This is a genomic window from Exiguobacterium sp. s127, assembly GCF_018618695.1.
GTDB lineage: Bacteria > Bacillota > Bacilli > Exiguobacteriales > Exiguobacteriaceae > Exiguobacterium_A > Exiguobacterium_A oxidotolerans.
Map to the genome: position 1 here is coordinate 18141 of NZ_JACSMO010000006.1, position 13725 is coordinate 31865.

The following is a 13725-nucleotide window of genomic DNA, read 5'->3' on the forward strand; positions in this document are numbered from 1 at the left end:
AAGGAGGAATTTACAATGGCAACAGTACTTTTCCAACAGACAAACGAACGGTATACGGATCAAAATGAGGTCTCTTCATTCCTTGCTTCACGCGGCGTCTTATATGAACAATGGGACGTCTCGAAGTTACCGGGCGACCTCGTCGAGAACTTTACATTAACGGATGACGACAAACAGACGATCTTAACGACATTCGCGGACGAGATTAAAGATGTTTCGGAACGTCGCGGTTACCAGACGGCTGACATCATCGCACTGTCGGATACGACACCGAATCTCGATGAATTACTCGTCAACTTCCAAAAAGAACACCATCATACCGATGACGAGGTCCGCTTCATCGTCAGCGGCCATGGCGTGTTTGCGATTAAAGACGAGGAGGTCGGCTATTACAACATCGAGCTCAATCCCGGTGATTTGATTTCCGTTCCCGTCAATACGCGCCACTACTTCACGCTCCAGGAAGACCGGAAAGTGGTGGCGATCCGAATCTTCGTCACGACGGACGGCTGGGTGCCGATTTACGAGCGGGACGCCCTGTCTTCAGCAAACTAATTCAGTCCGGTCCGGCCCAAGTCTTCTAGCAATAGAGGACCTGGGCTTTTTTTGTACGGAAACGTCGTCTGACAAACATGTTTGAGGAAAGCGCGTGTACGGAAGCATTTCCTATTCTAGAAACATGCCGTTTGTTTCGTCCATCTCCGATATAATGAAGAAAAGGACACAAAAAGGAGCTGACGTGTATGATGATTCGTCTCGTTCAAGAAACCGACTTACCGGACGTGCTCGCCATATATAATGAAGGAATCGAAGACCGGATCGCGACGCTCGAGACGGATACGAAAGATCTCGCCTTCATGCAGCAATGGTTCAGTGAACGCTCCGAGCGACATGCCGGTTACGTTGCCTATGAAGGGGCAAAGATTCTTGGCTTCATTTCGCTCGATGCCTACAATCCGCGTCCCGTCTATCAGTCCGTCGGCGAACTGTCCGTCTACATCACACGGACCCACCGCGGACAAGGAATCGGAAAACGACTACTCGACATCATCGAAGAACATGCAATCATTCACGGCATGCATAAGCTGATTCTCTTTACGTTCCCCTTCAACCGGATCGGACAAAAACTCTACATCAAAGCCGGATTCCGAATCGTCGGTACCTTTAAAGAACAAGGAATGTTAAACGGGTATTACGTCGATGTCCTGGCCATGGAAAAAATTCTCCCTAAACCGGACCAATGATGTTTTGGATTAAAGGTTCGGCAAGTCGGGAATATGAGACGAGGAAGATTCGTACAAGAAAGGAAGATTGCCTGTGAACATCCAGCAAATTCGAAATGCGACACTCGTCTTGACCTATGCCAACCAAGTTTTTTTAATTGATCCTTTTCTCGGTGAAAAGGGTTCGCTTCCTCCGTTCGACCATACACCGAACACCCACCGCAACCCCCTTGTCGACTTACCGGTCGATGTCTCGACCTTACTCGACCCGGATGCCGTCTTCGTGACACATCTTCACGCCGATCATTTCGATGAGGCCGCAAAACAATTGTTACCGAAGACGGTTCCGCTCTATGCTCAAAACGCGACGGACGCCTCTGTCATTAAAGAGGCCGGTTTCACCGACGTTCAGCCGTTCGACCAGGGTGTGACACTCCGTGATGTCAAAGTTTTCCGCACGAACGGTCAACACGGTGTCGGCGAAATCGGACAACGGATGGGACACGTATCCGGTCTCGTCTTTACACATCCCGATGAGCCGACGCTCTATATCGCCGGTGATACGATTTGGTGTGACGACGTCGATTCTGCGATTGATACCTATGCACCGGATGTCATCGTCGTCAATAGTGGTGCCGCCCAGTTCCAGACCGGTGAACCGATCACGATGTCGGAACGTGATTTATTAGCGGTCCACGCGGCAGCGGCTGAAGCGACGATCATCGTCTCGCATCTCGAAGCTGTCAATCACTGCCTGCTCCGCCGCGATATGATCGCTGACTTTTTAGCAGCAAATCATCTCTCCGCTCACTTTTTGATTCCGGACGACGGCGAGACGCTCTCCTTTTAAGTCTCTCCTTCGAGAGTCGTATGAATACAAAAAAACCGGACGTTTTCCGTTTCCCTAAAAGGAAGAGGAACAGCGTCCGGTTTTTTCATGTTCATTCTTGCGGAATGACAAGACCGAGTAATCGGGCAAATGCGATTGCTTGTCCTTCCGTCACGATCGCCCCTGTCAAAAAGCGTGGATCAATCGTAATCCCCGAGACGTCCGCTTGTCGCAAATCGAGTCCTTTTAACGGAGTTTCAACCCACTGGCTTTCCATCAATTCAACATCCTCAAAACGTAAATCGATGAGTTTCCCTTCGAAGAATTGTGTCTCCCGCATCGCCGTCTGCTCGAACGTTACTTGTCGGAGCGATGTCCGAATCACTTGTAAGTAATTCGCCTGGCATGCTTTTACCGTGACATGATCAAGCGTCGTTTCTTCTAATTGAACCCCCGTCAGGCGACAGTCCTGAAACAGAACGCGATGAAAACGACTGTCACGGAACTGACAACCCGTCAAATCACACTGCTCAAATCGGACATTTTCAAATGACGCGCGATCAAACACGAGACCCGCAAATGAGACATTCCGAAAACAGACTTGATTGGCATCGATCCGCTCCGTCAGCTCGATGGGTAACGTTTCTTTTTCATACAGCATTTGATACAAGTACGGATCATCGATTTCGATTTCTGCAAATGTTTCGACTGCTAAATTATTCGGGACATCCGGTAGATGGATCATCGGTTTTTTCTTCATTCTCTCCCAACCCTTCTTCTTCTCAGTCCTTAGTGTACCAAACCTGTTACCTAAATATGACTCAAGAGGATGATTTCTAAAGTCATGCTGCGCTCTAAAAAGTGATGACATGTACACTCTTTTTCAATTTTTGATTTGAGACACTTTGAGACCGTGCTAGAATCAACATAAATAAAATAAGAACAAACGTTCTAAAAGGAGTGATTTTCGTGTCTTCTGATGCGGACTTTCCAAACCAACGTATTTTTTGCGTGGATAGTGTCTCTTTTTATGCCAGTTGCGAGTGCCATTACCGAAATCTACCACCATTAACAACAAAATTAGCCGTCGTTTCCGATTTAAAACGGAGCGGCTCCGTCATTTTAGCGGCGAGCCCTGCTTTGAAGACGCTTGGTATCAAAACGGCAAGTCGTCTCTACCAGATTGAACAACTCCCGTACAAGGAACGAAAGCAGATTCACCTCGTCGAACCACGCATGTTATGCTACATGAAAACGTCGATTCGTGTCCTCGATGTGCTCCATCAATTCGGACCACCGGAAGCAATCCGGGTATACTCGATTGACGAAAGTTTCATTGACATGACGGGAACGGAGCACCTCTTCGGTACGGATTTTGAAGCTGCTAACCAATTACAGTCAGCTATCCTGGAACAAACCGGCATTCACGTCCGAATCGGGATTGGTCCTAATAACGTCATCGCGAAACTTGCCCTTGATTTACTCGGGAAAAAACAGGGCATTGCGCGTTGTGGTTATGCTGATGTCCCCCGTCTCTTACATGACTTTCCCGTTCGCAAGATGTGGGGGATTGGTCATCAAATGGAGCACCATCTGAATCAATTAGGCATCGAGACGATCGGCGATTTGGCGGCCGCACCATTAGAAACACTACACGAACGTTTTGGTGTCATCGGTGCCGAACTTTGGCATCATGCATGGGGCATCGATCAATCTCCGACGACGATTGATCCGACCGCTTTATTTCGTCCGGCATCATCCCGACAGAAGACGGTTGGTCATGGCGTGACACTGATGCGTGATTATTACGAATACGACCAGATTCGGCTGGTCTTAAGTGAGCTCGCAAGCGATGTCGCAGCCCGCGTCCGCTTTTCCAATCAACTTGGATGGACGGTTCACTTAGGTGTCCGTTACTCGAGACATATCGTCCGGGCAGGATTTTCAAAGCAACTCCGACTCCCTTATCCGACTTCAGACGAACGGATTATCCTGCGGCATATCCTTCAGCTGTTCGAGCCGAACTGGCTCGAACACGAACCGATTCGTTTTTTGTCCGTCTCGCTCGGTCAACTTGTCCCCGACCAAGGTGCACTGCAACTGTCGTTGTTCGAAGACAATACCCGTGTTTGGAAACGCAAACGCTTGTTAAAGGCAATCGATCATGTCAACGTCCGTTACGGGAAGGGAACCATCCGCCTCGCTGTTTCTTTTCTTGATACAAGTGTCGCCAAGCGCCGCCTCCGCTTCGTCGGTGGTCATCCGGGAGGTGACGGCAATGACACGGTATCGTGACCGTGGCAATTTAAAATGGATTCCGTTTTTGATGCCGGAGTACATTCAACTGTTGCGCGACTATTATAAAGATACGCATCGTTTAACACTACCGCCCATCGATGAACAACTTCAAGAATCATGGCAATTCATCCTCGAAGAAGCATTAATGGAAGGAAAAGAACTTGAAATCACGTATTATAAGGAAGGAAGCTATATCACACTGACCGGATTCATCGAACGAATCGAGCGCGAACGAGGACTTCTGTACGTCCGGAGTCAAAATTCGATCGAAATTCCCCTGATGCGACTAGTTCGGATTGAAAACGGGTAGGAGTGACAGTGGGCTTCAATAATGCACTTATCTCTTGAATTATGATTTGAAAGAAGGAATGTTTGTATGTTTGAATGGTTTACTTCACTCCCCGTCGTGATCCAGGCATTACTCGCCGGGATGATGACATGGGGCTTGACCGCACTTGGGGCGGCACTTGTTTTCGTCTTTACGACAATTGAAAAAAAGGTCATGAATATGATGCTCGGCTTCGCCGCCGGTGTCATGATCGCTGCGTCCTTTTGGTCACTGCTCGCTCCGGCGATTGAATTTACGGAACAGGATGGTGGCATCGCCTGGCTTCCGGCTGCAATCGGATTTTTAGCAGGTGGCTTCTTCGTTCGCTTACTCGACTTCGTAACACCACATTTACACTTATCCGCACCACTTGAAAATGCAGAAGGCCCTTCGACCGGTCTTAAAAAGGCAACTCTGCTCTTTTTAGCGATCACCTTACACAACATCCCGGAAGGTCTAGCAATCGGTGTCGCTTTTGGTGCTGCTGCGTTAAATATGGACGGGGCGACAGTCGCTGGTGCTTTGACGCTCGCACTCGGAATCGGAATTCAAAATATGCCGGAAGGTGCTGCCTTATCGATTCCGCTTCGTGGTGAAGGCATGTCACGCCGTCGCGCTTTCAATTACGGTCAAATGTCCGCCATTGTTGAACCGATTGCGGCAATGATCGGGGCGGCTGCCGTTTTCTTCATTCAACCGTTACTGCCTTACGCACTCGCCTTTGCAGCCGGCGCGATGATTTTTGTTGTCGTTGAGGAATTGATTCCTGAATCACAAGCTGAAAACGGCTCGGATTTAGCGACACTCGGTCTAATGGTCGGCTTTACCGTCATGATGATTCTTGATGTCGCCTTAGGCTAAAAACAAACTGATTGAACAAAAAAAAACTCCTTCATCGCCGGTGAAGGAGTTTTCAGATTGATATTGGAATGACTTTTGAGTCCTTACCTTTCAACGTGTACCTTTAATTATTTTTTGAGGATGCGCATCGCATTTAAAACAGCCAGGACGGTTACACCAACATCCGCAAACACAGCTTCCCACATCGTCGCGAAACCAAATGCACCAAACAGGAGAAACACGGCTTTCACGCCAAGTGCGAAGAAAATGTTTTGATAGACAATTTTTCGTGTCGCACGGGCAACCTCAATTGCTTCGACCAACTGCTTTGGTTCATCTGTCATGAGGACGATATCTGCGGCTTCAATCGCCACATCACTGCCGAGTCCGCCCATCGCGATTCCGACATCGGCTCGTGTCAAAACAGGGGCATCATTGATGCCGTCGCCAACAAAGGCCACTTTTCCATCCGCTTGCTTCAAAATCAGTTCGAGTTGTTCGACTTTTTGATCAGGTAATAGTTCTGCTGCAACTTCGTCAATCCCGATTTGACGACCAATCACTTCTGCTGTTGCCAGGCGGTCCCCTGTTAACATAATCGTTTTCTTCACACCGAGTGCCTTGAGGCGAACAAGTGCTTCAACCGTGCTGTCTTTAATGTGATCAGCAATTCGGATGTAGCCCAGGTACGTATCATTGCGTGCGACATGAACGTACGTCCCGTCTGCCGTTTGATCAAGCGTCTCATAACCAAGTTCGTTGAACCAACGGGCATTCCCGGCACGAATCGTATCCGTTCCGAAGCGACCGACGACACCTGATCCTGCGACTTCGCGATACTCTTGAACGGATTCCGTCACTTCACCATAACTTGCATATGTCCGTTGGATGGACTTTGCAATCGGATGATTCGAATGCTGTTCAACAAGCGTTGCCACTTTCAATAATTCTTCGTCTGAACAGGCAACCGGGCGGAGTTCCGTCACTTCAAAGACCCCTTCTGTCAAGGTCCCTGTTTTATCAAAAACGACCGTATCCAGCTGTTGTAATGACTCGAGGTGATTTCCACCCTTCACGAGAATCCCTCGTTTTGAAGCGGCACCAATTCCACTGAAGAACCCGAGCGGAATTGAAATGACGAGCGCACAGGGACAACTGATGACAAGAAAAACAAGTGCCCGGTAAATCCAGTCCTCCCATGTCGCACCCGTGACAAACAATGGAGGCAAGACAGCAAGCAATGTCGCAATCCCGACGACTGCCGGTGTGTAGACACGAGCAAATCGGGTGATGAATTTTTCCGTCGGCGCCTTGTGGCGCGAAGCATTTTCAACGAGATCAAGAATTTTTGCGACCGTTGACTCACTATAGAGACGGTCGACTTGAATCAACAGTCGCCCATCTGTATTGATCGTTCCTGCAAGAATCGTATCGTTCGTGCGGACACGTCGTGGTACTGATTCTCCCGTCAAGGCGACGGTATCGATGAATGCTTCTCCTTCAAGGATTGTTCCGTCGAGCGGAATCTTTTCGCCCGGTCGGACTAAAATTCGTTGCCCGACCTTCACTTGTAACGGACTAATCGTTTGTCCATTTTCAAGAGTTGCCGTCTCAGGACGAATATCCATTAATTCAGCAATCGATTTGCGGGATTGATCGACTGCCCGGTGTTGGAAAAACTCACCGACTTGATAAAACAGCATGACGGCGACCGCTTCCGGGTACTCGCCAATTAGAAAAGCACCAACCGTCGCGATGACCATCAAGAAATTTTCATCAAATACTTGTCCCTGACGAATATTTCGGATCGCGTTTCGTAACACATCCCAACCGATTAAGAAGTAAGCCAGCGCAAATGAGATAAGTTCAATTGAGCTCGGTAAAAAGAAGGCACTGATGAAGGCAACCCCACCGATGCTGTATTGAATCTTTTTCATTTTCGTTAAAAATGGACCGTGGTCATGAACATGACTTTCGTCAGATGGAACGTCACGAGAGACTTCGACGTTCGGCTCTAATTCTTGTACCCGTTTGACGACCGCATCGTATGTTGCGTCATCCGGTGCCTCTCCTTGATAAGTGATATAAAGCTTTTGTCCCGTAAAATCAAGATTTGCCGCTTCGATTCCTTCGACAGTCGAAACACCACGCTCGACCTTCGCCGCACAATTGGCACAATCAATTCCTGAAATTCGTAATCGCTCAGTTTTCGTTTCCATTCCTCCACCTCATTCAAATGTTCGTTTGATTATAAGTCCATCCTACTCTTTTTTTATTCATTCGACAAGGTGTTTTCGTTATCGGTCTTGCGCCCGATATTCAGATTAGTTCTATCTCAGAAGAATGAAACATGATATGTTTTTAGATAGTAAAATATAGAAGGAGAATAACATGACTATCATTGAATTACTTAAAGCACTCTTACTCGGTTTCGTCGAAGGGATGACGGAATTCGCCCCTGTCTCTTCAACTGGTCATATGATCATCGTCGACGATATGTGGCTTCAAACTTCAGAATTCTTAACTCAGTATTCCGCGAACACCTTTAAGATTGTCATTCAGCTCGGATCAATCCTTGCCGTCATCGTCGTCTTTTGGAAACGGTTGTTCAGCTTAATCGGACTCTATAAAATCGAAGGCGAGCATGATGCGACGGGCACACACAAATTAAAATTGCGTCACGTTTTAATCGGACTGCTTCCTGCTGCCGTGCTCGGTTTATTGTTCGAAGACTTCATCGATGAAAATCTCTTTTCGATTGATACCGTCATCATCGGTCTCGCTGTCGGTGCCATCTTGATGATTGCAGCAGATAAACTCGGTCCAAAAGAACCGAAAACGACGACACTCGACCAAATTACTTACCGTCAAGCAGCACTCATCGGATTGTTCCAATGTATTTCACTTTGGCCAGGATTTTCGCGTTCCGGTTCAACGATTTCCGGCGGTGTCTTCCTCGGGATGAATCACCGGACGGCGGCTGACTTTACGTTCATCATGGCCGTACCGATCATGTTCGGGGCCAGTTTCCTCTCGCTCGTCAAAAACTGGAATTACATCGAAATGGCTCACCTCAATTTTTACATCGTCGGTTTTGTTGCATCGTTCGCGTTTGCGCTACTATCGATTCGTTTCTTCTTGAAACTGATCAATAAAATCAAACTTGTTCCGTTTGCGATCTATCGCCTTGTCTTAGCTGGGATTCTTGCAATCGTCGTTTACATGTAAGAAACAAAAAAACTATCAGTTTTTTGCTGATAGTTTTTTGTTTTTTTGAAACTTATTGAAACCGTTTAGGGTATATAGTAGATGAGATACAGAAAAAGGAGTGAACGAATTATGGCACGTAGAAATCGTGGGGGTTCTAAATTACCTCTCATCATCGGAATTGCTGTTGTTGTCATCATTGCATTTTTAGCAATCGGACAATACAACAGTCTCGTAAACGTCGAAGAAGATGTTTCGAACAAATGGTCACAAGTCGATAACCAAATTAAACGACGGGCGGATCTCATCCCGAATCTCGTCGAGACTGTTAAAGGTGTCGCTGGTCAAGAAGAAAAAGTTTACGGCGATATCGCAGAAGCACAAGCCGGCCTCGCCCGCGCTGCTTCGACAGAACAACGGATTGAAGCCGACCAGCAAGTCACGTCTTCTCTCCGTGGATTAATCGCCTTACAAACGACGTATCCGGACCTCAAATCAAGTGAACGATTCCAATCATTGATGGATACTCTTGAAGGGACAGAAAACCGTCTCGGTATCGCACGGAAAGATTACAACGATTCAGTCACACTCTACAATAAGAAACGTCGCAGTTTCCCAACTTCGCTTTATGCTTCGGCGTTTGGTTTTGATAAAAAACCATACTATGAAATTTCAGAAAGCGACCGCGAAAACCCAACGGTCGATTTCAACAGTGATTCGAAATGATTTGGCGAAGAACGCGCCTCCTTTTGAGTGCGTTCCTCGTTTTCTTCCTTCTGACTCCGACTGCCGAAGCCGTATCAGAACGCACGGGAGCCGCTTTCTTCATCCAAGATGATGCAAAGTTGCTGACCGCGTCGGAAGAAGCGGAACTCGCTCGTCTTGGTCAGGAACTCGAACAATATACGACCGCACAAGTCGTTTTAAAAACTGTCCCCGACTTAAAAGGACAGGACTTGAGCACGTATGCGAATGAAACCTTCCGTGCCCAAGGGATTGGACAAGAAGGAAAAGATAACGGTGTCATGGTGATCGTGGCACCAAACGAAAAAAGCCGGAATTTCCGGATTGAAGTTGGCTACAAGCTTGAGGGTGTCCTGACCGATATCACGGCAGGCCGGATCCTCGACCAATATGCCGTTCCTTATCGTGACGAAGGCGATTACGGAAAAGCAGCTTCAGAAACCTATAAAGCCGTCATCAGTGTCGTCTCGAAGGAACAGTCACTCGAATCACAAGATCCGCCTAAAGCGAATGCTGAAGAGGGATTGAGTCTTTGGGTCAAAATCGTCATCGGTGCAGGCCTTGTCCTGTTATTGTTCTTGGATATGAAATTTACAGGTGGCATGTTCTTCTTCGCAATCATCAACATTCTGTCAGCCGTTATGCGCGGCGGTGGCGGTGGTGGTGGTGGAAGTCGTGGTGGCGGCGGTAGTTCCGGCGGCGGTGGCGCAGAAAGGTAGGAACAATAATGAACGGATTATACATGGTTCTTATTTTTTACGGCGTGATGACCGTCGTCGGCTTCTTCTCGATGTGGTCCGATAAACGTCGCGCGAAACAACACGCGCAACGGACGCCGGAAGCTACATTGCTTTGGATTGCCTTTCTCGGAGGTGCGCTCGGTTCATTACTCGGGATGCAACTCGTACGTCATAAAACACGCAAACCGAAATTCCAGTTACTTGTCCCGCTTGCTCTTTTGTTACACGCGACGGGCTGGGTTTTGTTCATGACAGCATGATCGATCGTTTTACTTTTCGTTTCAATCACCCGATAAAGAAGATAGAGGATTCGATTTTCTTCGAATTCTCTATCTTTTTTTAGTTTGGTCAATAGCGTATTAAATGTTTGAATTCAGGTTACATTTCAATTATCTTTGGGTAAAGTATTTAACCAATTTAATAAATACATCTTTTTTTAGATGTATCTCTCTACAGGAAAGGTGGAAATCATTTTATGTGGCATCCTTGCGCCGAATGTACGACAACGATTCGTTTTATAGAGGCCGGCTCCTTACATATCCAGTCGAGCATCCCTCAAGTTTATTCGTACACATCGTTTAACCAGTTAGAGGAGCTTCTTGAATCAACGTTACAGATTAATGATGTTCCCGTCTCATGTCGAAAAGATGGATCGCGCTTTTCTACCCCAATGCTTCTCGCTTCTGTTCTACTCGAGCAATTACGTCATCGTCAAGCCATCGACTTCATCCAAACAGGTAACATGACGAGTCACCTGCAACCGATTTACGATATTCAGGCCAACACGCTGTTCGCGAATGAGGCACTCCTTCGCGCCGCTGATCACAATGTCTCGATGTCACCAGGTATTCTTTTTTCGACTGCTTCAAAGATGGGACTCCACTCACGACTTGATCAACGCGCACGCGAAGAAGCGATTCGCGCGACACATCATATTGGCGGAACAGAGAAAACATTCATCAACTTCCTTCCCTCGACGATTTATAACCCAGAATACTGCCTTCGTCATACGTTCGAAATCGTTGAACGATATAATGTCGACCCGAGTCGTCTTGTGTTTGAAGTCGTCGAAACGGAAAAAATTGAAGACGTCAATCACTTGAAACATGTCTTCGAACAATATAAAAAACAAGGGATACAAGTCGCGCTTGATGATGTCGGCGCCGGCTTCTCGACACTCGATATGTTGACGTTGTTGCAACCGGACTATATCAAAATCGATCGGTCTTTCATCTCGAACTGTGATACGGTCGCAGAAAATGAAGCCTTCTTACGAAAAGCTCGCCATCTTACGAAAGAAATGGGAATCAAGATTTTAGCAGAGGGCATCGAACGCGAGGAAGAACTCGAGCTTTGCCGGCAGCTTAGTTTCGATCTTGGCCAAGGATATCTGCTTGGTCGCCCTGCACCTTACGCACAATTCGCAAAGGCACAATAACAAGAAAAACAGCCCCCATTTTTTAAGCAGGGGCTGTTTTTTCATGAAGTTGTGATGATCTCGACATCATTTTGCTTAAGCACGCCCAGTAAACGTGCTGGCGATAAATCCGTCTCAATCAACTGACATAATGGTTCTTGTCCGATTCGTGCTGCCAACTGACTAAGTTCTACCGATGTCAGTCCTAAATCAAGACTCGTTATCGGTTGTCCGTTTTTTTGTAAATACGTCCGCAACTCGTTGTATGCTTCACTTTCACCCAACAACTGCTCCTGGACCAAGAGACCATATCCGACCTTACTTCCGTGTAAAATTGAATGTGTTGATGCAAAAGGAGACATCGCATTATGGACACCATGACCAATTGCCCCACGCGTCGCATCATCACCAAACCCGCCGACACTACCCGCTAACGGAATGACGGTTTCCACCAAGTGTTCGATGCTGGACGGATACGCCCGAAAAATCTCCTCGCTGATTGGTGTTTTTAAGATGAGGTCTTTGCACTGCTCCGCAACCCGTAAAGCCATTTCAATGATTGGATTCTCCACTGTGATCCCACTTAAAGCACGTGCCTCATACCATTTTGCAAGTGTGTCTACGAGACCCGCGACAAAATAATCATAGGGGCTCGCCGACAGAATCCGATGGTCGAGTAAAAGTGCCTCGATGACAACCGGCAGCGTATCAAAACGAAGATATTGACCTTGCGTGTCGTACATGACGCTAAGTGGCGTCCACGGCGCACAATTCGAGATGATCGTCGGAATGACAATCAAAGGTCGGTTCAATTGAACAGCAACTTTCTTTGCCGTATCAATCAATGATCCGCCCCCTAACGCAACGATGACGTCATATGTCGCACATGCCTTGACTAATTCCGCGACTTGAAAATCCGTACAATGCCCTTGAAACAGGACTTTCGGTAATGCTGGCAAGTAAGGATTCGCCGCTTGTAAGGCTTTTGCTCCGTGTAGTAGCACGCCACTCCGCTTCCCGAGCAACGTGTCAAGCTGAGATACGGCTTCTTTTTCATGTATGTATTGCAAAACTGCTTGACGAATCATCTAAATCCCCTCATTCCATTATTTGTTATTGCTCAGTATACGCAGACTGTTCCTTTCTTACAACCCCTCATTTCATTCGATTTTCATACTGAATAAGCGTACACTTATGAAGATAAAACGATTACATGAAGGAGGACTTCCACTCATGCAACACGTCACACTCAACAACGGTCTAAGTATGCCTCAACTCGGTTACGGTGTTTTTAAAGTACCCGAAGAAGAAGTGTATCAAGCAGTACTGGAAGCGTTACGTGCCGGCTATCGTTCAATCGATACGGCGATGATTTATGAAAATGAAGCAGGTGTCGGACGCGCATTACGTGACTCTGGAATTCCGCGCGAAGAAATTTTTCTGACGACGAAAGTTTGGAATGCGGATCAAGGATATGCAGAAACGCTCGCAGCCTTCGAAACAAGCCTCACTAAACTCGGGGTCGATTATGTCGATTTATATCTTATCCATTGGCCGATGCCGAACGAAGATCGTTACGTGGACACATGGCATGCGCTCGAAGAACTGTACAAGCAAGGAAAAACGAAAGCCATCGGTGTTTCGAACTTCCATATCCCCCACTTAAAGCGGATTCTGGAAGAAGGAACCGTCGTACCTGCTGTCAATCAGATTGAATTACATCCGTTCTTAAGTCAGGAAGAAATTCGGACGTTTTGTAAGGAACACGACATTTTAGTTGAAGCATGGAGTCCGCTCATGAAGGGACGCGACGCCTTGACTGAACCTGTCATCACGGACATCGCGACGACAAAAGACAAAACACCAGCCCAAGTCATTCTCCGCTGGCACATTCAACACGGGATTATCGCAATTCCGAAATCGGTCACGCCGAGTCGAATTCGTGAAAACCTGGCAGTCTTTGACTTCGAACTTTCAGCAACTGAGATGCAACAACTTGATGCGTTAAATCAAAATCAACGAACCGGTTCGAATCCGGATGAAATGCATAAAAAATAATCAAAAAAGGGAGGGCCGTTTTCGGCTCCTCCCTTTTAGTG

At 47.2% G+C, this 13725-nt stretch carries 15 protein-coding genes; 12 read left to right on the forward strand and 3 right to left on the reverse strand.

The features are described from left to right. Nucleotides 1-15 precede the first annotated feature (15 nt). The 3 genes from KNP98_RS09385 (at nucleotide 16) to KNP98_RS09395 (ending at nucleotide 2073) form a co-directional block, all read left to right on the forward strand. Nucleotides 16-555: a 1,2-dihydroxy-3-keto-5-methylthiopentene dioxygenase gene (locus KNP98_RS09385; RefSeq protein ID WP_088836249.1), complete on the forward strand. Its 540-nt coding sequence runs from the start codon at nucleotides 16-18 to the stop codon at nucleotides 553-555. Between the two features lie 188 nt (nucleotides 556-743). Continuing rightward, a complete protein-coding gene (locus KNP98_RS09390; protein WP_088836248.1) occupies nucleotides 744-1244 on the forward strand; it encodes an arsinothricin resistance N-acetyltransferase ArsN1 family A in 501 nt (166 codons plus the stop codon). A 73-nt stretch (nucleotides 1245-1317) separates the two neighbouring features. Beyond that, a complete protein-coding gene (locus KNP98_RS09395) occupies nucleotides 1318-2073 on the forward strand; it encodes an MBL fold metallo-hydrolase (protein WP_088836246.1) in 756 nt (251 codons plus the stop codon). 91 nt (nucleotides 2074-2164) lie between these two features. On the opposite strand, the gene KNP98_RS09400 is transcribed toward KNP98_RS09395, so the two are convergent. Then, nucleotides 2165-2812, reverse strand: a complete 648-nt coding sequence (locus KNP98_RS09400; protein WP_088836244.1) for a pentapeptide repeat-containing protein — start codon at nucleotides 2810-2812, stop codon at nucleotides 2165-2167. Between the two features lie 209 nt (nucleotides 2813-3021). Between KNP98_RS09400 and KNP98_RS16250 the strand changes: the two genes are divergently transcribed. From KNP98_RS16250 to KNP98_RS09415, 3 genes are all read left to right on the forward strand, one after another. Then, the gene (locus KNP98_RS16250) at nucleotides 3022-4347 is read left to right on the forward strand and encodes a Y-family DNA polymerase (RefSeq protein ID WP_214767169.1); all 1326 of its coding nucleotides are present in this window, start codon (nucleotides 3022-3024) and stop codon (nucleotides 4345-4347) included. After that, on the forward strand, nucleotides 4331-4660 hold the full coding sequence (locus KNP98_RS09410; protein WP_088836242.1) for a YolD-like family protein: 330 nt from the start codon (nucleotides 4331-4333) through the stop codon (nucleotides 4658-4660). Before KNP98_RS16250 ends, KNP98_RS09410 begins: the two co-directional genes overlap by 17 nt. Nucleotides 4661-4726: 66 nt before the next feature. Continuing rightward, the gene (locus KNP98_RS09415; RefSeq protein ID WP_029332569.1) at nucleotides 4727-5539 is read left to right on the forward strand and encodes a ZIP family metal transporter; all 813 of its coding nucleotides are present in this window, start codon (nucleotides 4727-4729) and stop codon (nucleotides 5537-5539) included. Between the two features lie 107 nt (nucleotides 5540-5646). Here the strand turns inward: KNP98_RS09415 and KNP98_RS09420 are convergent, their stop codons facing one another. Continuing rightward, nucleotides 5647-7737, reverse strand: a complete 2091-nt coding sequence (locus tag KNP98_RS09420; RefSeq protein ID WP_088836241.1) for a heavy metal translocating P-type ATPase — start codon at nucleotides 7735-7737, stop codon at nucleotides 5647-5649. A 172-nt stretch (nucleotides 7738-7909) separates the two neighbouring features. Here KNP98_RS09420 and KNP98_RS09425 point away from each other — a divergent pair, with 172 nt between their 5' ends. The 5 genes from KNP98_RS09425 to KNP98_RS09445 all read left to right on the forward strand — a co-directional run bounded on the left by KNP98_RS09425 (nucleotide 7910) and on the right by KNP98_RS09445 (nucleotide 11647). Further along, nucleotides 7910-8746, forward strand: coding sequence for an undecaprenyl-diphosphate phosphatase (locus KNP98_RS09425; RefSeq protein WP_214805500.1), 837 nt, complete (start codon nucleotides 7910-7912; stop codon nucleotides 8744-8746). 111 nt (nucleotides 8747-8857) lie between these two features. Further along, a complete protein-coding gene (locus tag KNP98_RS09430; protein WP_088836239.1) occupies nucleotides 8858-9451 on the forward strand; it encodes a LemA family protein in 594 nt (197 codons plus the stop codon). Further along, nucleotides 9448-10188 carry a TPM domain-containing protein gene (locus KNP98_RS09435; protein WP_088836238.1) on the forward strand — a complete coding sequence of 247 codons (741 nt, stop codon included), beginning with the start codon at nucleotides 9448-9450 and terminating at the stop codon, nucleotides 10186-10188. Before KNP98_RS09430 ends, KNP98_RS09435 begins: the two co-directional genes overlap by 4 nt. An 8-nt stretch (nucleotides 10189-10196) precedes the next feature. After that, nucleotides 10197-10469: a DUF1294 domain-containing protein gene (locus tag KNP98_RS09440; RefSeq protein ID WP_369834755.1), complete on the forward strand. Its 273-nt coding sequence runs from the start codon at nucleotides 10197-10199 to the stop codon at nucleotides 10467-10469. Between the two features lie 215 nt (nucleotides 10470-10684). Then, on the forward strand, nucleotides 10685-11647 hold the full coding sequence (locus tag KNP98_RS09445) for an EAL domain-containing protein (protein WP_214811267.1): 963 nt from the start codon (nucleotides 10685-10687) through the stop codon (nucleotides 11645-11647). A 41-nt stretch (nucleotides 11648-11688) separates the two neighbouring features. On the opposite strand, the gene KNP98_RS09450 is transcribed toward KNP98_RS09445, so the two are convergent. Further along, a complete protein-coding gene (locus tag KNP98_RS09450) occupies nucleotides 11689-12714 on the reverse strand; it encodes an iron-containing alcohol dehydrogenase family protein (protein WP_214811268.1) in 1026 nt (341 codons plus the stop codon). A 145-nt stretch (nucleotides 12715-12859) separates the two neighbouring features. On the opposite strand from KNP98_RS09450, the gene KNP98_RS09455 reads away from it, so the two are divergent. Further along, nucleotides 12860-13684 (forward strand): aldo/keto reductase, encoded by an 825-nt coding sequence (locus tag KNP98_RS09455; protein ID WP_214805504.1) that lies wholly within the window; start codon nucleotides 12860-12862, stop codon nucleotides 13682-13684. The last annotated feature ends 41 nt before the right edge of the window (nucleotides 13685-13725 follow it).